We start from the raw sequence: 25,004 nt of genomic DNA on the forward strand, positions 1-25,004 counted from the left end.
GTGCCGGAGCTTCCCGAAGTTGAGGTGGTCCGGCGGGGACTTGAACGCTGGGTCACCGGCCGGACCATCACGGCCGTTCAGGTCCCGGATCCACGGTCGATTCGCCGCCATGCCCTCGGCGTGGAGGATTTCCGCGGCAACCTGATCGGTGCGAGGGTGCTGGATGTGGTGCGCCGCGGCAAGTTCCTGTGGCTTCCGCTCAGTGACAGGGCGAAGGGCGACGGCGCGGACGACGACAGGGTGGACGACGACAGGGTGCCCCACACTGCGCTGATGGCGCACTTGGGCATGAGCGGACAGCTGCTTATGCAGGACCCTTCGCAGCCGGACGAGAAGCACCTAAAAGTCCGTCTGACTCTTTCCAGCGTCGAGGATGCGCCGGAGGAACTCCGATTTGTGGATCAGCGGATTTTCGGCGGGTTGTTCGTCACTGCACTGATTCCGACGGCGGACGGGCTCCCGGGCGGGCAATCGGCGCTCTCCCTGCCGCTGATCGCTGCGGAGGCTGCCCACATTGGCCGTGATCCGTTGGACCCGGCCTTCTCCCAGGAGGCTTTCTACCAGAGGATTCGATCGCGCAAGACGGGATTGAAGCGTGCTCTTTTGGACCAGAGCCTGATCTCCGGGATTGGCAATATATATGCCGATGAAGCCCTGTGGCTGGCCAAGGTGCATTTTGCCCGTCCCACGGAGACCCTGCGCCGGTCCGATGCCCAGCGGGTAGTGGATGCAGCCCGGGATGTGATGAGGCTGGCGCTGGACGCCGGAGGCACGAGCTTCGACTCCTTATATGTCAATGTCAATGGTGCGTCCGGATATTTTGCCCGGTCGCTGAACGCCTACGGACAGGAGGGCGAGCCGTGCGCACGCTGCGCAGCGCTGGGCCTGCAGACCCGGATCCGCCGGGACTCCTTCATGAACAGGTCATCCTTTAGCTGTCCAGTGTGCCAGCCCCGTCCACGGAACGGGCGCTGGTAGCCACGGGTCGCGACACGAATACCGTCGGCCCCACAAATCTATCGGTGCCTGTGGCAGTCATCCTGGCTGCTTACCCCGTCAGAGCCTCGGGGAAGCGTTCCGTTCTCCACCCCGACCGTAGTAGGCCTTTAGGCGCTCCATCCCCTCGGCCACGCTGACCTGCGGCACCCAGTCCAGCACCTCGCGTGTGTGCCGCTGGTCGAACCAGTGCGCGGTGGAGAGCTGCTCGGCCATAAAGCGCGTCATCGGCGGTTCATCGTGGACCCAGCCGCGCTGCCCGGCGGCGGTCCAGGCTTTTTCGATTCCGGACCCGGCGCCTCTTGCCAGCCAGCCCGGTACGGACCAGCCCGGTACGGCTACCCCGGCCGCGGTACAGATGCCGGCAATAAGTTCGGCAATGGGGCGCGGCTGGCCGTTCGTAATGACCAGCGCCTGGCCGTGTGCGTGGTCCATCCGTTCAAGTCCGCGGACGATCGCAGCCGCTGCATTGTCGATGTAAGTGGTGTCAATCAGCGCCGTTCCGTGGTCCAGCAATGGCAGCCGCCGGGCCCTGGCGCGTTCAATCACTCGTTCCACCAGTTGGGTATCTCCCGGGCCCCAGACAATGTGCGGCCGGATGGCAGCCACGCGGAACGCTGCAGAATCCTCGGCCAGGGCCAGCAGCTCGGCGGCAGCCTTGGACCGTGCATAGTGTCCCCGTGCGTGCTCGGGATCTGCGATGCCGGCCGGGGAGCCGACGATCGAGCTGCCCAAGTGTGCCACGGAGGGCGAGGAGACGAAAACGAAGTCGCGGGCACCGGCGCGCCTGGCCGCCACGAGGAGATTGCCCGTACCGTCGATGTTGATGGCGGCGAACTCGCTCCAGCTACCGGTGAAAGAGACCTTGGCCGCGAGGTGAATCACCGCGTCAACGCCTTCCACGGCACGGTCGACAGCTTCCGGGTCCGTGACGGAGCCTTGCACAAACTCCAGCTGGTCGGCAGCCGGACGGCGTTGGAAGGTTCGTACCGCGTAGCCGGTGTCCAGCAGCAACTGTGCCACGGCCCCGCCAAGCAATCCGCTGGCGCCGGTGACGAGCACTGTGGGTTTGGTGCTCACGGCGTGCGCATTCTCCCACCGGCCAGCGCAGTGCCGGCCCAGGCCGCCAGAGCTGTGCGGTCGACTTTGGAGTTATGCCGGATGTCCGTAGGCACGGCAGGGACTACCAGCACTGCGGCCAGGTCCAGCCCCGACCCGGCTCCATCCGAAGACACGGCTGCGCCCGAAGACACGGCTGCGTCCGAAGATACAGCGTCGCGGACGTGCCGGGCGAGTTCGGCGGAGGCCAGGGCGCTGGTCTTGGCACGCGGAACTGTTTCGATGACGGCCACGGCCACCTGTGCTCCCGCAGGACCGATGCCGACGACGGCGGCCCTTTTGACGCTGTCGACCGTTTCGGCCCGCTGTTCTGCGGCTACCGGAGTGCGAATTCCAGCGGCGGTGGTCAGAATATGGCCAAGCCGGCCTTCGACCCAGAGCCGGCCAACGCTGTCCAGATGGCCGACGTCTCCGGTGCGGTGCCAGCCGGGAACGGACGCGCTGTGCTCCTGAGTGATCCAGAGCCTGTCGTACCTGTCCTTGACGTGTGCGCCGCGGACGATGATTTCGCCGGTAATGTCGGGGGCCGCGGTTACTTCGTCGGAGACGGTCCCGCTTGCCTGCAGGACAGTGATGGCCACCTCTGAGCCGAAGACCGCGGTGCCAACGCATACGCCGTTGCCGGGACCGGCGGCACGGATTTCGGCCAGGCTGATGTCCGTGACCGGTAAGGCTTCGGTCATGCCATACGGCGTGTGCAGCGTGGCGTCGGGAACGAGTTTCTGGACCTGCGCCAGCAGCGGTTCGGGGATCGGGGCCCCGGCGGAAAGCAACAGCGTCACATGGGCCAACGACCGGCGTTGCCCCGCGGTAAGCTCCGGTGCCGTTGCCAGGACGTTGACCAAGGCGGCGGGGGAGGCAAACACCGCGGTGGCCTGCACCGCGGCAGCAGCATCGGCGAGAGCAGCGGCCGTGAGTGTGGCGGGAGCCGTAACGTCCATGTCCGGGGTGACGGAGGTAGCGCCCAGGGCCGGTCCGAGCAGTGCAAACGGGGCAAAGCCGGCCACTAGGGCGGTTCCAGCGTGCAGGTTATAGGTGTTTTTCAACGTGTCCCGCATGGCCGAGAGCTGGCGTTGTGTATAGACGACTCCCTTGGCCGGCCCGGTGGAACCGGAGGTGAAGAGCACAGCCGCGGCGGCATCTGGATCGGTCTCGGCTGGTTCACTCCTGGCTGACTCGACCCCCGCTGACTCGACCCCCGCTGACGCGACCCTCGCTGACGCGACCTCCGCTGACTCGACCCAGGCCGCGGCGGCGCTACCCCCGGCGAGGAGTTCCGGCACGGTGTGTGCGACGCCGAGCAGCCGCCGCTTGGCCGCGCTCAGCTCGGTGGCGCTGATCCGGATCCCCGGCCAGCCGTACAGACGGGCACCAAGCAAGGCGCGCTCGATGCCGATCAGGAAGGCCGGCCCGGCACCCTTGATGGCCCGGCTCATGCCCGCTGTGCCGAGTCCTGCATCGGCGACGACGACCACGGCACCCAGCCGAAGGCAGGCATAGATCAGCGAGGTCAGTTCAATGCCCGGCGGTACCAGCAGGCTCACGCGGTCCGAAGGGCGTACTCCAATGGAACGCAGCCCGGCGGCCAGGTGATCGACACGTTCGGCCAGTTCCGCCCAGGAAAGGGTGCGCGGACCGGCTCCCGGCCGGCCCCCAAGCGGCGCCATGTCCACGACGGCGGCGGAGGAGTCCGCCCGGCGGCCGTCAAGCTCGGCGAGCATCGGGCGGAACGGGGCGGCCGGTGGGCTGGACTCGGGGTGGCCCGGAGATCTCACGTTGCCGGCGTGCAGGTTGCCGTGCTGATTGCCCTGTTGGTCCCCGTGCAGGTTCTGATCGAGCCAGCCGAGAATCGGCGTTGCCACGTCCCGGTCTTCGGGCAGCAGATGCCCGGCTCCCTCAAAGCGGTGTACGTCCGCCTGCGGCAACCGGTCCAGCAGATCACGCAGGTATTGGTCGGAAAACACCGGATCCTTGGGACCCCAGAGAAGCAGCGCCGGGACGTCGAGGGCACGGATGCCCTCGGAGACCTCGGCGAGTGTGGCCCAGCTTGGGTGGGACGGCGCAGCGGGGATATCCGCGACAAAGTTTCCGACGCCCTGCCGGCGTGCGGCGGTCCGGTAAGGCGCCATGAACGCTGCCTTGACGTCCTTGGCCAGGGCCGGATGCGCCAGGGCATGCGTCATGCGCAGGAACGCCGCCGTCGTCGTGGTGCCCCAGCGGTGCACCAACGGGTGCAGCGCCAACTGCAGCGGCGCGGGGACGGTGAAGCCGGCCGGGTGCACGGCAGTGTTATTGAGTACGACGGCGGCCAGCTGGCTGCGGTGCCGGGTGGCCCAGCCGAGGGAAATAATGCCGCCCCAGTCATGGCCGACAGTGATCACGGGCCCGGTGATCCCAAGCTCCGCGGTCACGTCGCCGAGGTCCGTGATCCGGTCCTCGAGGCGACGGAAGACTCCCGTCCGGGCGGAAAATCCCATCTCCAGTTGGTCGACGGCGACGACGCGCCACGGCCGGTCCGCGACGGACGCCGCTGCCAGCATTCTCCGCCACAGGTAGGCCCACGTCGGGTTCCCATGCACGCACAGCAAAGTCCCGGCGGGTTCCGCACCGCGTGCCGCTAATTGCGGGCCGTTGTCCAGCAGGTGCCAGCGATGGCTGCTGCCGGCCGGATCCACCGCTGCGGTGGAGGGCACGTCAATGAATCGGGACCAGGCAGGATCTACCCCGGGCCAGGGTTCTGCTACCACGCAATTTCCATCATGGTCGTATTCAGTCCGGAGCCGACTCCCATACACAGCACGCGGTCTCCCTGCGTGAGCGTCTGGGCTTCCTGGGCCAGGGTCATCGGCAGCGAGGCCGGGCCCACGTTGCCCCAGTGCGGAAACGTGATCGGTACCCTGTCCCGGACCAGATTCACGGCCTTGATGATGGCATTGGTGTAGGAGGTGGAGACCTGGTGGGTTACATACCGATCCATCGCGGTCCAATTCCATCCGTTGGAATGCGCCTCGTCCCAGGCATTGACCACCAATTCCAGGCCGCCGTCCAGCAGCCCCTTGGTGTCCGTGTACATTCCATCCACGCCGCCTACACACAGTCCGTGGTGCTCAGTGCCGGCGCGCGAAACCCCGCCAAGGATCCGATGCGAGCCCGGGTGGTCATCCGCGGGGCCGATGACCGCAGCTGCGGCGCCGGACCCCAGCGTGAGCGTGGCGAATTCACGCAGGTAATCCTCGCGGGTGGAATCCGGGCGGTTGAGCCGGGCGAAGGTCGCCTCCTGCGTCCCCTGGGCATCTTCACCGGCCACGATCAGGGCGTACTTGATTTGGCCGGAATCGATCATATTGGCGGCAAGCGTGATCCCATTGACGAATCCGAGGCAGGCGTTGGCCAGGTCAAAGTTCATGGCCGAGGAGGGCAGCCCCAATCCGTGGTGAATCTTGACGGCCACGGACGGTTCCAGGTTCTTGCGTGTCACAGACGTATTGATCAGCAGGCCGATTTGCCCTGGTTCGATGCCGGATTCGGCCAGCGCCTTTGCGCCCGCCTCGATCGCGGCGTCGTCGAACGCGGTTCCCGGAGACCACCAACGGCGCTCGGTGACGCCGGCGACCCGTTCCAGCAGACGCTTGGACAGGCGCAGCCGTTTGAGGCTGGGCGCCAGACGTTCGTCGAAATCCGCAGAACTGACGACTACCGGGGCCTCCACACTTGTGACGGCCAGCAGCGCCGTGTTGTCATGTCGAAACGTCGCGTTGCCGATCAATATCCAGCCTTTATCCGTATGTGGTCGGTAGGGGTTCACTTGCGGGTTCGATCCGCGGGCCCATGTCGTGGACCCGTAGGTGTGTACAACGGGGATCCGCGGTTTGCCCGGAATGTTAACTATGCACCCAATACTATGGTTCCCGCACATGCAGCCGATGGCATACTTCCCGCAGCTGACCATCATATATCCGCAGAGCATCCCGCTGCAGACGGTAGATTTAGGGGCCGGACATACTTATTGCCACCGTTAGACCGAGCAGCCAGACCAACCTGTGAGAGCCGAAATACCTTGCACCTGAAAAGCCTGACCGTCAGAGGATTCAAATCGTTTGCCTCGGCGACCACCTTCGACTTCGAACCCGGCGTCACTGCTGTGGTGGGTCCGAACGGGTCAGGAAAGTCCAATGTCGTGGACGCGCTGGCGTGGGTGATGGGGGAGCAGGGCGTCAAGACTCTGCGCGGCGGAAAGATGGAAGACGTCATCTTCGCCGGTACGTCCGGCCGGCCACCGCTGGGTCGCGCCCAGGTGTCCCTCACGATAGATAATGCCGACGGCGCCCTGCCGATTGACTACAGCGAAGTCACCATCTCCCGGACGCTGTTCCGCACCGGCGGATCCGAGTACGCCATTAACGGCACCAGCTGCCGATTGCTGGACATCCAGGAACTGCTCTCGGACACGGGACTGGGCCGTGAAATGCACGTGATCGTGGGACAGGGGCAGCTGGACAGAGTTCTCCATGCCACCGCCGAGGAACGCCGCGGTTTTATCGAAGAAGCTGCCGGCGTGCTTAAACACCGCCGGCGCAAGGAAAGGACGCTGCGCAAACTCGAGGCGATGGCAGCGAACCTGGCCCGGCTGACGGATCTGGGCACGGAACTGCGCCGTCAGCTCACCCCACTGGGGCGCCAGGCCGAAGTGGCCCGCCGCGCGCAGACTGTGCAGTTCGAGGTCCGCGACGCCAGGGCCCGGTTGCTCGCCGATGATCTGGTCCGGCTGCAAACAACTCTGGCGCGGGAAGTTGCGGACGAAACCGCGCTGAAGGCCCGTCGGATCGAGGTTGAGCAGAGCCTGGACGCCGGTCGCCAGCGACAGGCGGAGCGCGAACAGCTCGCAGCCGCCGCGACTCCGGCACTTAACGCTGCACGGGATTCGTGGTACCAGCTCTCTGCCGCACGCGAGAGGCTGCGCTCCCTGGGCGCCCTGGCCGATGACCGGCGCAGGCTGTTGAGCGCGGCGGACGCTGTCCCGGATTCATCCCGCGATCCGGAGAAATTGGAGCGACAGGCCAGCAGGGTCCGTGCGGAGCAGGCCGGTCTGGAGGGCTCCGTTCAGCAGCGGCGCAGTGGCCTCGAAGCGGCGGTTGCTGCCAAGACGGCGGCCGAGAGTGCGGCCGCGGCGGAAGACAAACGCCTGGCGACGATACTGCGCGCTGCGGCGGATCGCCGCGAAGGGCTGGCAAAACTGGCCGGTCAGGTTGGTGCGGCGCGGTCCCGGGTGGAGTCGGCGGAGGCAGAGCTCGGGCGCCTGCGCGCCTCCATGACGGCGGGGGAAGAGCGCCGGCGAAAGGCCCAGGAGGAGTTCACGGCACTCGAATCCCAGGTGGCCGGGGTGGAGGAGGGCGAGGAAACCCTCGACGCGGATTATGAGCTGGCTGTCGAGGAACTGGACTCTGTTCAGGCACAGATCGAGGACCTCACCGGTCGCCAGCGCACCGCGGAGCGGGACAGGGACTCGCTCACCGCGCGCCGCGATGCTCTGGCGGTGGGCCTGCGCCGCAAGGACGGCTCGCAGCTGTTGCTCGCCTCGGACCAGAACGGGGTCCTCAGCGCCATCACGGATCTGCTCACCATCCGACCGGGCTATCAGACGGCCGTGGCTGCCGCCCTCGGATCGGCCGCCGACGGCGTGGCAGTGAGCGACTTGGCCGCCGCGGTGACTGCAGTGCAGCTGCTAAAGAACGACGACGGCGGTCGGGTCGAGCTGATCATCGCCGCCCCCCCGGCGGAGGGCTCCGCTGCGCCGGATGGCGGCTCCGCCATGCCGGAGGCAGGTTCTGCCCCGTGGGAGGGAGACCAAGCTGGCTTAGCGGCCGCGGGAACGTGCACGAAACCGGCGCACCTATGCGCTATGGATCTCATTACGGTGGACCAGTCGAGCAAGGCGCCTGGCTTGTCCGCGGCCCTGGGTGCCCTGCTGGCGGGCTTCGTGGTGGTCGATGACCTTGAGACTGCTGCTGCTCTGATGGGGGCCCATCCCACCTTGCGGGCCGTCACTCGGGACGGGGATGTTTTCACAGCATTCAGTGTTCGCGGCGGGTCCTCAGCTGCCCCGTCCACGCTAGAACTGCAGGCAGACGTCGACGAGACGGTTGCTCGTCTGGAAACCGCGACAGCGCACGCCGAACAGCTGCGCTTTGCCCTCGCTTCGGCAACGGCGCGGCGCGATGACACGCGCGGTCGGATGAACGCCGCCTTGGAACGGCTGCACGAATCCGACGCCCGGTTCGCGGCGGTGGCCGAACGGCTGGGCCAGCTGGGGTCATCTCTGCGGTCGGCTGTGGGGGAGAGCGAACGGTTGGCGGTCCTGCTGTCAGCGGCAGAGGCCAACATCAATGGCGAGCAGCAGGCCTTGGAGGCAATCTCGAACCGGTTGGCTGCTGCCCAACTGGCACCGGCGCAGGACGAGCCCTCGACGCAAACGCGGGACGAACTAGTCGCCGCCGCCGTGGCTGCCCGTGCCGCGGAGATGGAGGTCAGACTGGGGCTGCGCAGCGCGGAGGAGCAGCTAAAGGCCATCGCCAACCGGGCCGCATCGCTGGAGCGGGCGGCCGTCATCGAGCGGCAGGCGAGGGCGCTGGCAGCCGAGCGTGCCCGCCGTCGTGCTGCCCAATCGCGCCGGGCCGCAGCTGTGTCCGCGGCGGTTGCGCAGGCCCTGGCTTTTGCCGAGGTTTCCCTCGACGCCGCCGGTCGGGAGCGGGACCGGGCCGAGGCCTCCCGCGCCGCTCTGGACCGTGAACTGGCGGACATCCGGACCGGCAACGATACCGCGGCAATGGAACTTGCGAGGCTGACAGACTCCGTGCACCGGGACGAATTGGCACGGACGCAACAGTCGCTGCGGATCGAGGCGCTTGAAAACCGGGCCATTGACGAACTCGGGCTCACCACAGACCACCTGGTCGGCGAATACGGGCCTGCGACGCTGGTGCCGACTGCTCCGGGCAAGGTCACGGACAAATGGGCGGCACTGCGCGCACCGGTGGACGCAGACGGCAACGAGGTCCGGGCCGGTGTTCCTTTTGTCCGGGTAGAGCAGGAAAAGCGGCTGCGGCGCGCGGAGCGGGACTTGGCCTCGCTGGGACGGGTGAACCCCCTGGCCTTGGAGGAATTCGCTGCCTTGGAGGAACGTCACCAGTTCCTGAGCAGCCAGCTGGAGGACCTGAAGGCCAGCCGCAAGGACCTCTTGGACATTATTCGCGAAGTGGATGAGCGGGTCGTCCAGGTTTTCACCGCTGCCTATCTGGATACCGCGCGGCATTTCGAATCGGTCTTTGCCACGCTGTTCCCGGGCGGGGAGGGAAAACTCGTGCTCACCGACCCGTCCGACATGCTCAACACCGGCATTGAGGTCCAGGCGCGCCCGGCGGGAAAGAAAATCAAGCGGCTGTCGCTGCTGTCCGGCGGCGAGCGCTCGCTGACAGCCGTGGCACTGCTCGTAGCCATCTTTAAGGCTCGTCCATCACCGTTTTACGTCATGGATGAGGTCGAGGCCGCCCTGGACGACACCAATCTGGGACGGCTGATCACTATCTTCGAGGAGCTGCGGCAATCCAGCCAGCTGATCATCATCACCCACCAGAAGCGGACGATGGAAGTCGCCGACGCCCTCTATGGCGTCACGATGCGCGGCGACGGCGTGTCTACTGTGATCAGCCAGCGCCTCCGCGCCGAGGCTTGACCGCGTCTGCGCCCGGCGCCCTGCCGCGTGCCTGTGGTGCTTCCACAATCTGCCTATAGCGCTTCCAGAAACCTGCCTGCAGTGCTGGCAGTGCATGCAGTGCCTGCATTGCAGGCAAGTTTCTTAACCGATAGGGCGCTGGAGCCGGCAGAGCTTTCTTAGCCGGTAGAGCGCTGGAGGGTTTCGCTGGCCTTCAACCAGGCAAGGATCGCGATGGCGCCGACAGCGGCCGCCATACCGAAAGCCGCGCCGTAAGAGAACGCATCGACAATCACACCGGCGGCAATCGGGCCCAGAATGGTGCCCAAGTCCTGGCTCATTTGGAAGGTGGCGAGCACCTTACCGCCGGAGCGGTCGGATCCGATGATGTCCGCGACGGATGACTGCTGTGCCGGCCCGAAGAGGCCGCTGCCCACCCCTGCTATCGCTGAGACGACGAAGAAGATCGGCACGTTGGTCGTGAAGCCGAGGACGGCCATCGCGGCGGTGTTGACGGCAAGGCCTGTGACGACCATGGGTTTGCGGCCCCGGGTATCGGCAAGTCTGCCGGAAAACGTTAGAGCGGCGCCGGTTCCGATGGCGAAGACGGCCAGTGAAATACCCGCCACGGCCGTCCCGCCGTGCAGCACAACGGTGGCAAACAGCGGGACCAGCGCCATGCGAATACCGAAGGCAGACCACCCATTGGCAAAGGCAGAGACCAAGGCTGCGCGGTAGCTGGGGTTGTCCAGGGCCTCACGCAATTGCATCGGCGGTTTCTTCGCAGGGGGAGGCAGGGGAGGCAAAGGTGACGCGGCCGCCGTCGTCGAGCCTGCCGTTGTGGAAGCAGCCATCGAGCCTGCCGCCGTCGAACCTGCAGCTGCCAATGCCGCGGCGGCCGCAAGACGTGCCAGCCGTGCAGGTCGGAGCGAGGTTGCCACCACCGTGGCCGCCACGAGCAGTGTGCCAGCGTAGATCAGGAACGGGAGCTTCAGTCCCAAACCCGCCATCAGAGCCCCTGCGGCAGGGCCGGCGATGTTGCCGAGCAAAAAGGATCCGGCATAGGCGCTGTTGACCCGGCCGCGGGCGCCCGCGGGAGTGAGCCTGACCAGCAGTCCCATTGCGGCAACGGTGAACATCGTGGAGCCGACTCCGCCAAGGCCGCGGAAAATCAGCAATTGCCAGTAGTCCCCTGCGAACGCGCACGCCGCGGAGGACAGCGCCACGATCAGGATGCCGGTGATGTAGATCCAGCGCTCGCCGAAGCGTTCCACGAGCTGCCCGCTGAAAGGAGCAAACACCAGCCGGGCAAAGGCAAAGGCGCTGACCACCACGGCCGCAGCGCTGACGGAGACATCGAAACTGCGGGCAAATTGCGGAAGGACGGGCGCCACGAGGCCGAAGCCGAGTGCAATGACAAAGGCTGCGGCAATCAGGACGCTGATTTCGTGCGGCAAGGCTGGTCTGGCGCTCTGCGCGACGAGGGATCGGGACTTGCTGGTCATAGTGATTCGAGTCTTTCACAGTGCCCGGCCTGGCGGCACGTAAGCGCGGCATCGCGCCTGCCGTAGAAGCCGGGTCAGCGGGAAATGCCTGCTGTGAGAAGCTAGAGGCGTGAACGAGACTCTGCTGATCATCCTGTACATCGTGATTGCCCTGGCCGTTATTGGCTTGCTGATCCCGGTCTTCCTCAAGGGACGCCGCAACAAGGACATCTACACCTCCACGCGGGATGCCAACGATCCTCCGGCGACCGGTGCTGGTGGGTCCACAGCGTTGCAGGACCGCCCGGACGCACCAGCGTCGGCTGGGACTGCCGCCTCGTCGGAGGCGCCCGTGGCCTCCGACACCGAGCTTTTGGATGATCTGGCGGGCCTGGAAACGCTGCCCGCTGTTGAAACTCCGGCCGCTGTGGAGGGTCGCCTGGTTCGGCTCCGCGCACGATTGGCCAGATCAAACAATGCCTTGGGCAAGGGTTTATTGGCGCTGCTGTCACGGGACACGATTGACGAAAATGTTTGGGATGAGATCGAGGAAACCCTGCTGCTGGCGGACGTCGGCACGGCTCCTACGCTGGAATTGGTGGATTCACTGCGCGCCCGGGTCAAGATCCTGGGCAGCCGCACGCCCGAGCAGGTCCAGCAGATGCTCCGCGAGGAACTGATTAAATTGGTTGATCCCACCATGGATCGGTCGCTGAACGTGGCACGCCATGACAACCGGCCGGCGGTAATGATGGTGGTGGGGGTGAACGGCGTGGGTAAGACGACCACAGTCGGGAAGCTCGCGCGGGTCTTGGTCGCTGAGGACAAGGATGTGCTCCTCGGGGCGGCGGATACCTTCCGGGCTGCCGCCGCGGAGCAGCTGGCCACTTGGGGACAGCGCGTGGGCGTTCCCACGGTGAAGTCCGACGTCGACGGAGCAGATCCGGCATCCGTCGCCTATGAGGCCGTCAAAGTCGGGATCGAACAGGAAGTCGATGTTGTGATGATTGACACCGCCGGCCGCCTGCAGAACAAGATCGGCCTGATGGACGAGCTGGGCAAAGTCAAGCGAGTGATCGAAAAGCAGGCCAGCGTCGACGAGGTGCTGTTGGTTCTGGACGCGACCACGGGACAGAACGGGCTCACGCAGGCCAAGGTATTTGCCGACGTCGTCAATATCACCGGCATTGTGCTGACCAAACTGGACGGAACTGCCAAGGGTGGGATCGTCGTCGCTATTCAAAAGACGCTGGGCGTTCCGGTGAAGCTGGTGGGCCTGGGCGAGGGGGCCGATGATCTGGCACCCTTTGATGCCGAAGATTTTGTAGACGCCCTGCTCAACTAACGCTTCAGCGACGCTGCGCGGGCTAATTCACCGCCGGCCTGCTGTTACCTGCCGGAAACACGGCGGCCGCGCATTGTTTACGCGGCCGCCGTTGTTGTAACACGGTGGCAATCTGTGGCCCGTCCGGCTGTAACACCGGACGGCCAATCTTGTAGAGACACGATGCACCGCCAGTCGCCTCCCAGCGCCAGCGGCCGCGATACCGCTCTACAGGAAAGGCCAGAGGCCATGAACACAGGTGACACGGCGTGGGTCCTAGCCTCCGCCGCTCTAGTTCTGCTGATGACGCCCGGCCTGGCGTTCTTTTACGGCGGTATGACCCGGGCCAAGGGCGTGCTGAACATGATGATGATGAGCTTCGGAGCCATCGCTGTCGTGGGCGTGCTCTGGATTCTGTTCGGCTATTCCGCGACCTTTGGAACAGATATGGTCGGCGGGCTGCTGGGTAATCCGCTGCAGAAATTCGGTCTGGAAGGCGTCCTGGACACCGGGACGAGCGCGCCTTTGGTCGGGACGATCCCGGAAATCGCCTTCGTGGGGTTTCAGGCGACGTTTGCCATTATTGCCGTGGCGCTGGTTTCGGGCTCCATTGCGGACCGGGCCAAGTTCGGCGCGTGGCTGCTCTTTGCCGCCATCTGGGTCACGCTGGTCTACTTCCCGGTGGCACACTGGGTCTTCGACTTCAACAAGGATGCGTCAGGCAAGCCAATCGGAGGCTGGTTGGGCCAGGGGCTGGGAGTTATTGACTTCGCCGGGGGTACTGCAGTCCATATCAATGCCGGCGCTGCCGCACTTGCCCTGGCGCTGGTGCTGGGCAAGCGAAACGGCTTCGGCAAGGACCCGAGCCACCGTCCGCACAACCTGCCGCTGGTAATGCTCGGCTCCGGGCTGCTGTGGTTTGGCTGGTTCGGTTTTAACGCCGGCTCTGCCCTAGGGGCGAATGCCGTGGCCGGTTACGCCTGGATCAACACGCTTGCTGCGCCCGCCGCTGCCACGCTTGGCTGGCTTTTTGTGGAGCGACTGCGGGATGGTCATGCAACCTCCCTGGGTGCCGCTTCGGGTGCGGTCGCCGGGCTGGTGGCCATAACCCCGGCGTGTTCGGCGCTGACGCCCATGTGGTCATTGGTGCTGGGTGTGCTGGCCGGTGTTGTCTGCGCCCTGGCGGTGAGCTTGAAATTCAGGTTCGGCTATGACGATTCCCTCGACGTGGTGGGCGTGCACCTGGTGGGCGGTCTCGTCGGTACGCTTTTCATCGGACTGGCGGCGAGTCCCGCTGCGCCGGCGGCCGGTACCGGTCTGCTGTACGGCGGCGGCTTGGAGCTATTGGGCAAGCAGGCCATTGGGTCGTTCGCCGTGCTGCTGTACTCCTTCGTGCTGGCCTTTATCATCGGCTGGACTATCAACAAGACCATGGGTTTCCGAGTTCCGCCGGAACATGAACTTGAAGGCGTCGACGTGAGCGTGCACGCGGAATCGGCCTATGATTTCGGCGGCCGGGTCGGAGGAACCTTTCAGCCCATCGAGGAAGTCTTGGCCCTGCAGCCGACGGCTCCCGGCGTCGCACAGGCAGGGCAGGCCAGTACACGTGGGAATACTAAGGTGGAGGCATGAAACTCATCACCGCGATCATCCGGCCGGACAAGCTCGACGACGTCCGCGGCGGCCTGGAGAGCTACGGTGTGCAGGGGCTGACGATCAGCGGGGCCCATGGCTACGGACGGCAGCGCGGCCACACCGAGGTCTACCGCGGAGCCGAGTACACCGTGGATCTGCATCCGAAGGTCCGGATCGAGGTGCTGGCCACGGACGAGCAGGTGGATGATCTGGTGGATGTGATCGTGGCCAATTCCAACACTGGCCGTGCGGGGGACGGGAAGGTATGGACGGTTGATGTCCATGAAGTGGTGCGCGTCCGTACCGGGGAACGTGGAGCGGCAGCGGTCTAATCGGAGAACGTCGGGACGTGGAGCGGCAGCGGTCTAATCGGAGAACGTCTGGACACTTCGAATCTCTGGACCGCTCTCCGGCTAGCCGGCTGCGGGGCGCCCGCGGCCGGCGCGTCAGCGTGAAGTATCCCAGTCCTCGGGCCCGTTGGACCCGGCGGGATACTCCTGCAGCGGCACCTTATTGGCCCGCCACGCCTGCAGCGTCGGGTCGACAATCCGCCAGCACTGTTCGGCGGTGTCCCCGCGAACGGAGAGCAGCGGGTCGCCGTTGAGAACGCCGTCCAGCACCTCGCCGTAGGGAAGGAGGTCATCGCCGGCAAGCTCGGCATCCAGACTGACACGGTCCAGCGTGAAGAGGTCCCCCGGGCCATTGACGTCGATGTCAAGCTTGAGGTTGTCCGGCCCGAAGCCAATGTGCAGCCGAGTGGGCATATCCACGCCCTTAAATCCGACGGGCAGGTGCGGCACCGGCTTGAAGGTGATGACGGCCTCCTTGCGGGGCTTACCCATCGCCTTGCCGGAGCGCAGGATGAACGGCACCGAGGCCCAGCGCCAGCTGTCCACCCCTATCTGAAGTTCCGCGAGCGTCTCGGTCTCCTTGGCCGGATCTATCCCTTCTTCCTGCGCATAGCCCGGGACCTTCCGGGAGCCGATTTTCCCGGCGGTGTAACGGGCCCGCCGGGTGCTGGCCGCAAAATCTGAACTCACCGAACTGGCGCGCAGCACAGCAGCGATGCCGTCACGTACATCGCGTTCACCCAATGTGGCTGGCGGTTCCATTGCGATGACGGCCATGACCTGCAGCAGATGGCTTTGAATCATGTCCCGCAGTGCGCCGGCGCGGTCGTAGTAGCGGGCACGGTTTTCCAAGGCCAGATCCTCATCAAAAATGATTTCGACCTTCTCGACGTTGTTGCTGTTCCACAGCGGCTCCAGCAACCGGTTAGCGAAGCGCAGGCCTAAAATGTTCAAAACCGTGGATTTACCGAGAAAGTGATCCACCCGGTGAATATGCTCCTCGGGCACCAACCGGGCCAGCGTCCCGTTGAGGGCGCGCGCGGACGCCGCATCCGACCCGAAGGGCTTCTCCATCACCAACCGGGTTCCGGCGGGGAGGTCGTCAGCATCGAGCACACTGCACGCCTTTTGGCTGACGGCGGGCGGCAGCGCGAAGTAGACGGCAATGGGAGCGGTCAGGGTGCCAAGAAGTTTGGCTAGCTCCCCCTTGGCCGTCACATCCACCAGGTGGTAGGAGCTGGATTTTCGTGCGGCAGTTAAAGCCTGTTTGCCCCCGGGAACGGCTGCCGTCGCCGCATCATCGAATGCCTCCGACACCCGGCTCTGCCATTGTTCCTGGGACCAGTCGTCGCTGCCCGCTCCGATTACGGTGATCCCGTCCGCCCGTCCGGCGGCAATGAGCCGGGCTACGCCGGGCAGCAGCAGCCGGCCGGTGAGGTCCCCGGAAGCGCCGAGGATCAGCAGGGTCCTGATAGCGCCGTCGTCCTGGGATACTTTGCCTGCCCGGCCGGCGGATGCTTTGCCTGCCCGGCTGGCGGTTGCTTTGCCGGCGCGGCTGGCGGTTGTTCCGGCCGGGGCAGCGGATGAGGTCGCAGTCTTGGCAGCAGTCATTTTTTCAGCATGCCATTGAATGCCGTAAATTTCAGCCCGGACCACCGAAACGCGTGTGCTAACCGGAGCGCGGGGTGCGCCTTGGTATCCTAGATAGTTGAGTCCGCGAGATGCGGACCCACAGACTTTGTGAACCCGAAGTTACCGCAACTGAGAAAGAAGTACCCGCCGCGTGTTCAACTCCTTATCTGACCGGCTGACAGCGACTTTCAAGAACCTGCGCGGCAAGGGACGCCTGACCGAGGCCGATGTTGACGCCACCGTGCGGGAAATCCGCCGCGCCCTCCTCGATGCGGACGTCGCAGTTCCGGTGGTGCGCGAATTCACCGCCAAGGTCCGCGAGCGGGCGCTTGGGGCGGAGGTCAATGCGGCGCTGAATCCGGGTCAGCAGATCGTGAAGATCGTCAACGAGGAACTCGTGGTGATCCTGGGCGGGCAGACGCGCCGGATCCGGCTGGCCAAGAACCCGCCGACGGTGATCATGCTGGCCGGTCTGCAGGGTGCGGGAAAGACGACGCTGGCCGGGAAGCTGTCCAAGTGGCTCAAGGGGCAGGGCCACAGCCCGCTCTTGGTCGCTGCGGATCTGCAGCGGCCCAATGCCGTCAAGCAGCTGCAGGTCAATGGCGAGCGGGCCGGCGTTCCGGTGTTCGCCCCGCATCCGGGCGTCAGCTCCGAATTTGAGTCCGCCACCGGTGACCCGGTCGCCGTCGCCCGCGCCGGTGTTGCCGAGGCGCGCGCCAAGCTGCACGACGTCGTCATTGTGGACACTGCTGGCCGGTTGGGCGTCGATGCCGAGCTGATGCAGCAGGCGTCCGATATCCGTGCGGCCATTTCGCCGGACGAAGTCCTGTTCGTGATCGACGCCATGATCGGACAGGATGCAGTGGCCACCGCACGGGCGTTCGATGAGGGCGTGAACTTTACCGGCGTTGTCCTTACCAAGCTCGACGGCGACGCCCGGGGAGGTGCCGCACTGTCCGTTGCGTCGGTCACCGGGAAACCCGTGATGTTCGCCTCCACCGGCGAGGGCCTGGAGGACTTCGAACTCTTCCACCCGGACCGGATGGCCGGGCGCATCCTGGATATGGGTGACGTTCTCACCCTGATCGAGCAGGCCGAGAAGAACTGGGACAAGGACGAAGCGGCCCGGATGGCGCAGAAGTTCGCCGACCAGGAAGACTTCACCCTGGACGATTTCCTGGCCCAGATGCAGCAGATCCGCAACATGGGTTCGATGAAGAAAATGCTGATGATGATGCCAGGCGCGGCCAGCATGCGCCAGCAGCTGGAGAACTTCGACGAACGCGAAATTGACCGGGTGGAGGCCATTGTCCGCTCGATGACACCGCATGAGCGGCTGGCGCCGAAGATCATTAACGGCTCCCGCAGGGCCCGGATCGCCCGCGGTTCCGGCGTCCAGGTCTCCGAAGTCAACGGATTGCTGGAGCGGTTTGGCCAGGCGCAGAAGATGATGAAGAAAATGGCGCAGGGCGGCGGCATCCCGGGGATGCCCGGGATGGCAGGCGCCGGTGGTGGTGCGCGCAAGAGCGGGAAGAACGCACCGAAGAAGAAAGCGCGCTCGGGCAACCCGGCAAAAGCGGCCCAGCAGCTGCGCGAGGCGGAAGAGAAACGCGCCAGCACGGCGAAGTCCCTCCCCGCCGGTGCGGCGTTTGGCCAGCAGGGTGCGGAGGGCTTTGACCCGTCGTCGCTGAATCTGCCCAAGGGCTTCGATAAGTTCCTGAAATAACTAGGACTGATGCGCAAAGAACGGATCGTTTTTGTCCATGGCTCCGACACGTTTGGTGCGGCCGCGTGGCCACGCCAGCACGGCCTGGCCCTTGATTACGACGCACTCTTCGTCAAGCGGCTCGGCTTTGACGCCACGGCCCAGCCGGTTCCGTCGGATTTCCTCACGGACCGGGACATTGTGCTGGATGCCTTGGGCGACGGCGGACATGTCGTGGCCCATGCCCAGGGTGCCATAGCGGCCATGCTGGCAGCCGTGCAAAATCCCGCGTTGGTCCGGTCGCTGGTGCTGGTGGAACCGGACTCGTCGTCCCTGACAGCGGATCTGCCCGCCACGGCGGCCCACCGTAGCCTGCTGGAACCGCTGTACTCGCGTCGCCTGGAGATGACGGACGAGGAGTTCGGCCGCGAATTCGCCCGGCTGGCGCACGCGTCGCAAGGGCGCCCGGACAAGGACGAATCCCGACTGCAGGCCAGTAGGCGGCGGCTTCAGGCGCCATCCTGGGAGGCTCCACTGCAGATAGTCCCCGGTGTCCCTACCCTGGTGCTGACCGGCGGATGGGAACCGCTGTACGAGGAAATCGCCGAATACCTTGCCGCTACCGGCGCCGTGCACCGGCAGGCTCCCGGCGGCCACCGTCCGCAGGATTCCGACGACGGCGACAAGCTGATCCGGGACTTCCTTGCGGATCACCGCGTCGTCTGACTCTCCGCGGCGTTGCGGATCTCCGTGGCGTCTGACCACCGTGGCGTCTGACCACCGTGGCGTCTGACCAACGGCTTTCCCGGGCCTGATTCGTCGCTCGTGGCGGGCCGCTCCGGGACGCCGAAATGGCGGCGTCCCGGAGTTCAGGGTGGCTGGATTTCACATCATGGTGCGGGTCCCGCTGCCTTACCTGTGCCCAGCAGGCTGGGAACGGCACCGACTCAGCCGGACAGCTCCGCGGCTGACTTTCGTAGTTCGATTTTTGGCAGGTAGACCTTGCCGCCAGCCTCGCGGAACTCTGCAGACTTTTGATTCATACCCGCAATAACTTCCTGCTCGCTCATCGAGCCGTATTTATCCCGGATGTCCTGGCTGATTCGCATGGAACAGAATTTGGGGCCGCACATCGAACAGAAATGCGCAGTCTTGGCCGGCTCGGCCGGAAGCGTCTCGTCGTGGAACGCCTCCGCCGTCGCCGGGTCCAACGAAAGCGCAAACTGATCGCGCCAGCGAAACTCAAAACGCGCCTTGGACAAGGCGTCATCGCGCAGATGAGCTCCCGGATGACCCTTGGCCAGGTCCGCGGCGTGCGCCGCAATCTTGTAGGTGATAACGCCGGTCTTCACATCGTCCTTGTTCGGAAGGCCGAGATGCTCCTTAGGCGTGACGTAGCACAGCATCGCTGTTCCATAGCGGGCAATTTCGGTCGCGCCGATGGCCGAAGTGATGTGGTCATAACCGGGTGCCACGTCCGTGACCAACGGACCAAGAGTGTAGAACGGAGCGCCGTCGCACAGGCGCTGTTGCCGCTCCACATTTTCGCGCACCAGATGAAAGGGGATGTGTCCCGGACCCTCCACCATGACCTGGACGTCAAACTTCCAGGCGCGCTTAGTCAGCTCAGCCAGGGTATCCAGCTCGGCGAACTGTGCTGCGTCGTTGGCATCCGCCGTCGAACCCGGACGCAGTCCGTCACCGAGCGAAAACGCAACGTCGTAGCGCGCAAAGATTTCACACAGCTCGTCAAAGTGCGTGTAAAGAAAATTTTCCCGGTGCTGCGACAAACACCAGCCGGCCATGATGGAGCCGCCGCGGGAGACGATACCGGTGACCCGGTCCGCGGTCAGCGGCACGTACCGAAGCAGCACACCGGCGTGGATTGTCATGTAGTCAACGCCCTGCTCACACTGCTCGATCACCGTGTCGCGAAAGATGTCCCAGGTCAGGGCGTTGGCATCGCCGTTGACCTTTTCCAACGCTTGATAGATCGGCACCGTCCCGATCGGGACGGGGGAATTGCGGATCAGCCACTCGCGGGTGGTATGGATATCATCGCCGGTGGACAGGTCCATCACCGTGTCGGCCCCCCATTGCGTGGCCCACTGCAGCTTATCCACCTCCTCGGCGATGGAGCTGGTCACGGCGGAGTTCCCGATATTGGCATTGATTTTCACCAAAAACGCCTTGCCGATGATCATCGGCTCGGACTCGGGATGGTTGACGTTGTTCGGGATGATGGCGCGGCCGGCGGCTACCTCGGCACGCACCAGTTCCACCTCGCAGTTCTCGCGCAGCGCCACAAAGCGCATTTCATCTGTAATAAGGCCCTGCCGGGCATAATGCATCTGCGTGACGGTTCGGTTGACGAGGGCGCGCCGCGGCTCAATGGCAGCACCGCGCCATTCCGCCGAGGCAGCGCCCCGGCGCTGGGCGGTTTTGCCGTCGTCGAGGAGGGTCCGTCCGCGCCCGGAATAGGCCTCGGTGTCCTGGCGGTCCCGGATCCAGGGGGCCCGGAACGGCGCTAGCCCGACCACCGGATTGCTGCCCGGCCCGGCGGTCCGGTAAATCCGAAACGGCGTATTCGGCACCCCGCCGGGCGAGTCCTGCAGGGTAATTTCGGTTACCGGTACCCGCAGTCCGGACGAGGCATCCTCAATGAATTTCAGTGCGCGGGACCTCAGGGATTGGGTCTCCACTGGTTTATTTTCCAGTGCCGGGGGAATCCGGGTCGCGGCGTGTGACGGCATGGACAATTCCGGCGCTGGCCCCGTTGGCAGTTCTGGAAAGGGGTGGGCGGTCAGATCTTCAGTGGAGGCATTTTCGGCAGAGCCGAACGGCAAAATACTCATTTCTGGTACTCACTTCCTTCGCCGGCATTACCCGGACAGGTTCAACGGTCGCAGACTGCATCAGTCCGATCTCAGCCCCTGCACTAGGGCTCCCGTGTGGTCGTAACCGAACATACACGCGAACACTGTCGGTGGCCAGTCGTAGGCTCAAAGCATGCTTGAATTACGTCCCGCCGCCTTGGCTGAGTTTTCCCTGTTGCCGGCCATCGAAGCTGCGTCGGATACCCTCCTGATCGACATTCTTGGCCGGCGCCTGACGCACTCTATGCCCAGTGGGGCCGGCGCAGCGGAGTTTGCCGCGGCCTTGCACATCATGGTCGCCGGCAGACCTGCGGTGGCCTTTGTCCGGCTGGAGGAAGTCGATGGCCAGGCCCATCTGGAACAGCTCTCCGTGCAGCCGGATTTTGCCCGACACGGGATAGGCCGCGCGCTGATCCACGCCGCGGTCGCTTGGGCCAGGGAGTGTGGATACCACTCGATGACGCTCACTACCTTCGCCGAGGTGCCGTTTAACGCGCCGTTCTATACCAGCTGCGGCTTCACCGTGGACAATTCACCGGGCCCGGAACTGCTCCGCCGCCGCGATCACGAACGCGAGCTCGGGCTGGATGCGCTCGGCGATCGTGTGGTGATGCGGATCGGCCTCGGCGGCAGATACACCCCGGCGTAAAGCACCCGCAACCCTAGGTTTCGCCGACATGGAATAAATTGAAGCTTCAAGTAATTGAGATGGATAAGAGCCATGAACAGCACGTCGGCCAGCAGCCGGATCCGCCGCACACACCATAGCGGCCAAGGCTCCCGCATCACTCACCGACACCGTCAGGAGCATGACATGACCCGTTCGCCTTCTTCCCAGGACCTGTTGCCGGCGGACCTCGCCATGGGCACCGTGCTGCTCAAGGTGGGGGACATGAAAACCATGTCCGCCTACTACCAGCAGGCGCTGGGCTTGGATATCGTTGCCGAAGCCGACGGCGGTCTCTACCTGGGCAGGGGAAGGACGCCGTTGGTGCAACTGGTTCCGGCGCCGGGCCTGCGGACCGCCGGCGGCGGCGAGGCCGGCCTGTTCCACACGGCGCTGCTTTTTCAGGACCAGGCCTCTCTGGCGGCAACCGTGGCCAGCGCCGCACAGTTTGAACCGCAGGCGTTTGTCGGCAGCGCCGATCATCTGGTCAGCGAGGCGTTTTACTTCACCGACCCCGAAGGCAACGGCATCGAGTTGTACCACGATCGCCCCCGGACCCACTGGCAGTGGGAGGACGGCCACGTCGCCATGGACTCGCTGGCCCTTTCCCCGCAGCAGTATCTCAACGAGCACCTCACCGAAGCGGTACTGGCCGGCCAGCGGCAGCAGCACGCCGCCGTCGGCCATGTCCACCTGCAGGTCGGCGAGGTACGGCTGGCCCGGGAATTCTACGTGGAAACGCTGGGATTTGAGCAGACCGCACTGCTGGGAGACCAGGCGCTGTTTGTCTCCGCCGGCGGCTATCACCATCACCTGGCGATGAACGTGTGGAACAGTCGGGGCGCAGGTCCGCGCAAGGACACCCTTGGCCTCGGTGAAGTCCTAATCCGCCTCCCCGGGGCGGACGACGTCGGCGCGCTGGCACAGCGGCTGGCTCACCGCGGTGTTGCGGTGGCAAATACGGGTGCTGAACTGGTCTTCCCGGATCCGTGGAACAACCGGATCCGCGTTATTGTGGACACTGAGCCGGCCGCCTGAGAAATGCATCAGGGCCGCAACATCGATGATGGAGGCCGTAGTCTTGTCCACCCTTTCGGAATTCTTTATAGCTGATCACCGCAGCGCCGTGGCCCATGCAAAGGCACTCGACGCGCGGACGGCGCCGCCGACGCAGCTGGCCCGGCTGGAGGTGCCGGATCTGACTGACCTTGACGTGGAGATCCTGGCCGAACTGGCCGTGAAAACCGTCCACGCCACCGGGACCGAGTGCGAGCTTGGCCTGGTGGACATTGAGCTGGACACGTTGTTGGTGGTTCCGGAGGCCTTAACGGCCGTTTTCGCGGAGCTGAAGGATCTCGAAGACCAGGAGGAGGTAGCCGCGCTGGCTGCCGACTGGGCGCGGACCGAGGAAATGGCGACGACGGCCGAGGTCACCGAGCCGTTAGTGCGCGCCCTCTCCGAGCTGGCCTCCAAGGCGGATGAGGATGCCATGATCAACCTGTACTTCTGGGCCGAGTAGCCCGGCGTCCTGTTCCGCCCGGACATGGCGGCGGCACAGATGCAAGGGGACGTGCGTTGGCTTTAGGGGAGGGAATGATCTGGCATAATGGGAAGGTACTCGATCCGCGCGGCCCCTCTCTCCGCGTGCCGATCCTGTCCTTTGAACCCTAATGATCGGCCCGCCCCACGGGAGCGTGACACAGGGTTTGCCCTCTTTAGAACCAGGAGTGACCACAAAAGTGGCCGTAAAGATTCGCCTTAAGCGCTTTGGTAAAATGCGCGCACCGTACTACCGCATCGTCGTCATGGACGCACGCGCCAAGCGTGACGGCCGTGCGATCGAAGAGATCGGCAAGTACCACCCGACCGAAGACCCCTCGTACATCGAGGTTGTTTCAGAGCGCGCCCAGTACTGGCTCGGAGTAGGCGCACAGCCGTCCGAGCAGGTTGCCGCGATCCTGAAGATCACCGGTGACTGGCAGAAATTCAAGAACCTGCCCGGCCAGGAAGGCACCCTGCGTGTCAAGGCCGAAAAGGTTCCCTTCGTAGCTCCCGAGAAGTCTTCGGTCATCGTCAAGGAGGCCATCACCGCGAAGGCCAAGAAGGACGATGCTCCGGAAGCAACCGCGGAAACGACTGAGGCGTAGTCACGATGCTTTCCGAGGCGCTCGAGCACTTGGTCCGGGGGATCGTTGACAGTCCCGATGATGTCAAGGTCAGTGTCAAGAACAACCGCCGCGGGGAGTCCCTCGAGGTGCGCGTTCACCAGGACGATCTGGGCCGGGTGATCGGACGTCAGGGACGCACGGCACGCGCACTTCGCACCGTCATCGCAGCTCTGGCCAACGGCGAGCCGGTAAGGGTCGACGTCGTCGATACCGACCGCCGCCGCTAAGCGTTAGCGCAGCGTAAAGCTCACGCCCCGGCACCATAATGGTGCCGGGGCCGTTTGCTGTTAAGAGTTTGTCCGGTCAAGCGTCTGGCCCGTTAGAAAGCCTGGCCTGTTAAGAGTTTGGCAAGAGTACAGAGGAGTTTTCATGCAGGTTCAGATCGCGCGGATCGGTAAACCGCACGGCATCAAAGGTGAGGTTACCGTCCAAGTGCTCACGGATGCGCCTGGCAACCGCTTTGTCCCCGGTGTCGAGTTGACCGTCGAGCCGGCCACTCTTGGCCCCCTGACGGTAGTGAGCGCACGCTGGAACAAGGACATCTTGTTGCTCGCCTTCGAAGGGGTCTCCACGCGTAACCGTGCGGAGGAACTCCGCGGCGGGAAGTTGTTTGTCGACTCGGACGAGGTGGAGGACGACGACGAGGGCTGGTACGAACATGAGCTCGTTGGCCTTCAGGCGCGGGTTGGGTCTGAGGTCGTAGGGATCGTGAGCGCGCTGAACACCATGCCGGTGCAGGATCTGCTGATCATTACAAATGGCGCGGGCGAGGAGATCCTGGTGCCTTTCGTTGACGAAATTGTTCCCGAGGTCAACGTTGCGAATGGATACGTACTGCTGACACCCCCGGAGGGACTGTTCACCGTGAATTCCGACCCGGCCGCCAACGTGCCGGAAGAGCAAGGCGCGGAATAAGTGCGCATCGACGTTTTCAGTATCTTCCCGGAATACCTGGCGCCGCTGGAGCTGAGCCTGATCGGCAAGGCCAGGCAGGACGGCATCCTGGACCTGCAGGTGCACAACCTGCGGGACTTCACCACTGACCGGCACCGTACCGTCGATGACTCGCCCTACGGCGGGGGAGCCGGCATGGTGATGAAGCCTGAGCCGTGGGCGCTTGCCCTCCAGTCCGTCGTCGACGTGATCGATGCCGGCCACGCGCCCACCAAACCGACCCTCATAGTGCCCTCACCGGCCGGGGAGGTCTTCGATCAGGCCCTGGCCTATGAATTGGCGGAAGAGAAGCATCTGGTGTTTGCCTGCGGACGCTACGAAGGCATCGACGAACGGGTGTTGGAATGGGCAGCCGGCCCCGGCTCCGGCGGCAACGGCTCCGGCGG

The 25,004-nt window shown here is 64.8% G+C and carries 19 protein-coding genes, 1 pseudogene and 1 riboswitch; of the genes and pseudogenes, 14 read left to right on the forward strand and 6 right to left on the reverse strand.

Annotated elements, in window-relative coordinates:
• On the forward strand, positions 1-978 hold the full coding sequence (gene mutM / locus OS914_RS11395; RefSeq protein WP_267546177.1) for a bifunctional DNA-formamidopyrimidine glycosylase/DNA-(apurinic or apyrimidinic site) lyase: 978 nt from the start codon (positions 1-3) through the stop codon (positions 976-978).
• Between the two features lie 78 nt (positions 979-1,056).
• Here mutM and OS914_RS11400 read toward each other — a convergent pair whose 3' ends face one another.
• Genes OS914_RS11400 through OS914_RS11410 form a run of 3 tightly spaced genes read right to left on the reverse strand, consistent with a single transcriptional unit; the run spans position 1,057 to position 5,881 of the window.
• Positions 1,057-2,076, reverse strand: coding sequence for an NAD-dependent epimerase/dehydratase family protein (locus OS914_RS11400; RefSeq protein ID WP_267546178.1), 1,020 nt, complete (start codon positions 2,074-2,076; stop codon positions 1,057-1,059).
• Positions 2,073-4,862 carry an alpha/beta fold hydrolase gene (locus OS914_RS11405; protein WP_267546179.1) on the reverse strand — a complete coding sequence of 930 codons (2,790 nt, stop codon included), beginning with the start codon at positions 4,860-4,862 and terminating at the stop codon, positions 2,073-2,075. Before OS914_RS11405 ends, OS914_RS11400 begins: the two co-directional genes overlap by 4 nt.
• Positions 4,856-5,881, reverse strand: coding sequence for a 3-oxoacyl-ACP synthase III (locus OS914_RS11410; RefSeq protein ID WP_267546234.1), 1,026 nt, complete (start codon positions 5,879-5,881; stop codon positions 4,856-4,858). The genes OS914_RS11405 and OS914_RS11410 overlap by 7 nt, the downstream gene beginning before the upstream one ends.
• Positions 5,882-6,172: 291 nt before the next feature.
• Between OS914_RS11410 and OS914_RS11415 the strand changes: the two genes are divergently transcribed.
• Positions 6,173-9,844 carry an AAA family ATPase gene (locus tag OS914_RS11415; protein ID WP_267546180.1) on the forward strand — a complete coding sequence of 1,224 codons (3,672 nt, stop codon included), beginning with the start codon at positions 6,173-6,175 and terminating at the stop codon, positions 9,842-9,844.
• Positions 9,845-10,002: 158 nt separating this feature from the next.
• Here the strand turns inward: OS914_RS11415 and OS914_RS11420 are convergent, their stop codons facing one another.
• On the reverse strand, positions 10,003-11,328 hold the full coding sequence (locus OS914_RS11420) for an MFS transporter (RefSeq protein WP_267546181.1): 1,326 nt from the start codon (positions 11,326-11,328) through the stop codon (positions 10,003-10,005).
• Between the two features lie 109 nt (positions 11,329-11,437).
• Between OS914_RS11420 and ftsY the strand changes: the two genes are divergently transcribed.
• From ftsY to OS914_RS11435, 3 genes are all read left to right on the forward strand, one after another.
• Complete coding sequence (gene ftsY / locus OS914_RS11425) at positions 11,438-12,652, forward strand: signal recognition particle-docking protein FtsY (RefSeq protein WP_267546182.1); 1,215 nt, start codon at positions 11,438-11,440, stop codon at positions 12,650-12,652.
• Between the two features lie 228 nt (positions 12,653-12,880).
• Positions 12,881-14,263, forward strand: coding sequence for an ammonium transporter (locus tag OS914_RS11430; protein ID WP_267546183.1), 1,383 nt, complete (start codon positions 12,881-12,883; stop codon positions 14,261-14,263).
• Positions 14,260-14,598: a P-II family nitrogen regulator gene (locus OS914_RS11435; RefSeq protein ID WP_267546184.1), complete on the forward strand. Its 339-nt coding sequence runs from the start codon at positions 14,260-14,262 to the stop codon at positions 14,596-14,598. Before OS914_RS11430 ends, OS914_RS11435 begins: the two co-directional genes overlap by 4 nt.
• 114 nt (positions 14,599-14,712) lie before the next feature.
• On the opposite strand, the gene OS914_RS11440 is transcribed toward OS914_RS11435, so the two are convergent.
• On the reverse strand, positions 14,713-16,227 hold the full coding sequence (locus tag OS914_RS11440; protein WP_267546185.1) for a glucose-6-phosphate dehydrogenase: 1,515 nt from the start codon (positions 16,225-16,227) through the stop codon (positions 14,713-14,715).
• A 172-nt stretch (positions 16,228-16,399) separates the two neighbouring features.
• Between OS914_RS11440 and ffh the strand changes: the two genes are divergently transcribed.
• Positions 16,400-17,974 carry a signal recognition particle protein gene (ffh, locus tag OS914_RS11445; RefSeq protein ID WP_267546186.1) on the forward strand — a complete coding sequence of 525 codons (1,575 nt, stop codon included), beginning with the start codon at positions 16,400-16,402 and terminating at the stop codon, positions 17,972-17,974.
• Positions 17,975-17,983: 9 nt separating this feature from the next.
• On the forward strand, positions 17,984-18,679 hold the full coding sequence (locus OS914_RS11450; RefSeq protein WP_267546187.1) for an alpha/beta fold hydrolase: 696 nt from the start codon (positions 17,984-17,986) through the stop codon (positions 18,677-18,679).
• Positions 18,680-18,900: 221 nt separating this feature from the next.
• Here the strand turns inward: OS914_RS11450 and thiC are convergent, their stop codons facing one another.
• Entirely contained in the window at positions 18,901-20,706 is a 1,806-nt protein-coding gene (gene thiC, locus OS914_RS11455) for a phosphomethylpyrimidine synthase ThiC (RefSeq protein WP_267546235.1), read from the reverse strand.
• A gap of 98 nt (positions 20,707-20,804) precedes the next feature.
• Positions 20,805-20,914, reverse strand: a riboswitch (TPP riboswitch).
• Between the two features lie 48 nt (positions 20,915-20,962).
• On the opposite strand from thiC, the gene OS914_RS11460 reads away from it, so the two are divergent.
• From OS914_RS11460 to OS914_RS18095, 7 genes and pseudogenes are all read left to right on the forward strand, one after another.
• Complete coding sequence (locus OS914_RS11460; protein WP_267546188.1) at positions 20,963-21,478, forward strand: GNAT family N-acetyltransferase; 516 nt, start codon at positions 20,963-20,965, stop codon at positions 21,476-21,478.
• 165 nt (positions 21,479-21,643) lie between these two features.
• On the forward strand, positions 21,644-22,534 hold the full coding sequence (locus tag OS914_RS11465) for a VOC family protein (RefSeq protein ID WP_267546189.1): 891 nt from the start codon (positions 21,644-21,646) through the stop codon (positions 22,532-22,534).
• Between the two features lie 43 nt (positions 22,535-22,577).
• On the forward strand, positions 22,578-23,015 hold the full coding sequence (locus OS914_RS11470; RefSeq protein ID WP_267546190.1) for a hypothetical protein: 438 nt from the start codon (positions 22,578-22,580) through the stop codon (positions 23,013-23,015).
• A gap of 220 nt (positions 23,016-23,235) precedes the next feature.
• Positions 23,236-23,643 (forward strand): 30S ribosomal protein S16, encoded by a 408-nt coding sequence (gene rpsP, locus OS914_RS11475; RefSeq protein WP_267546191.1) that lies wholly within the window; start codon positions 23,236-23,238, stop codon positions 23,641-23,643.
• Between the two features lie 5 nt (positions 23,644-23,648).
• Positions 23,649-23,891, forward strand: coding sequence for an RNA-binding protein (locus tag OS914_RS11480; RefSeq protein WP_196396074.1), 243 nt, complete (start codon positions 23,649-23,651; stop codon positions 23,889-23,891).
• A 142-nt stretch (positions 23,892-24,033) separates the two neighbouring features.
• Positions 24,034-24,579 (forward strand): ribosome maturation factor RimM, encoded by a 546-nt coding sequence (gene rimM, locus OS914_RS11485; RefSeq protein ID WP_267546192.1) that lies wholly within the window; start codon positions 24,034-24,036, stop codon positions 24,577-24,579.
• A pseudogene (locus tag OS914_RS18095) lies at positions 24,580-24,969 on the forward strand (tRNA (guanosine(37)-N1)-methyltransferase TrmD); the annotation flags it as partial.
• Positions 24,970-25,004: the final 35 nt, after the last annotated feature.

It is taken from the genome of Arthrobacter endolithicus, assembly GCF_026627425.1.
GTDB lineage: Bacteria > Actinomycetota > Actinomycetes > Actinomycetales > Micrococcaceae > Arthrobacter_M.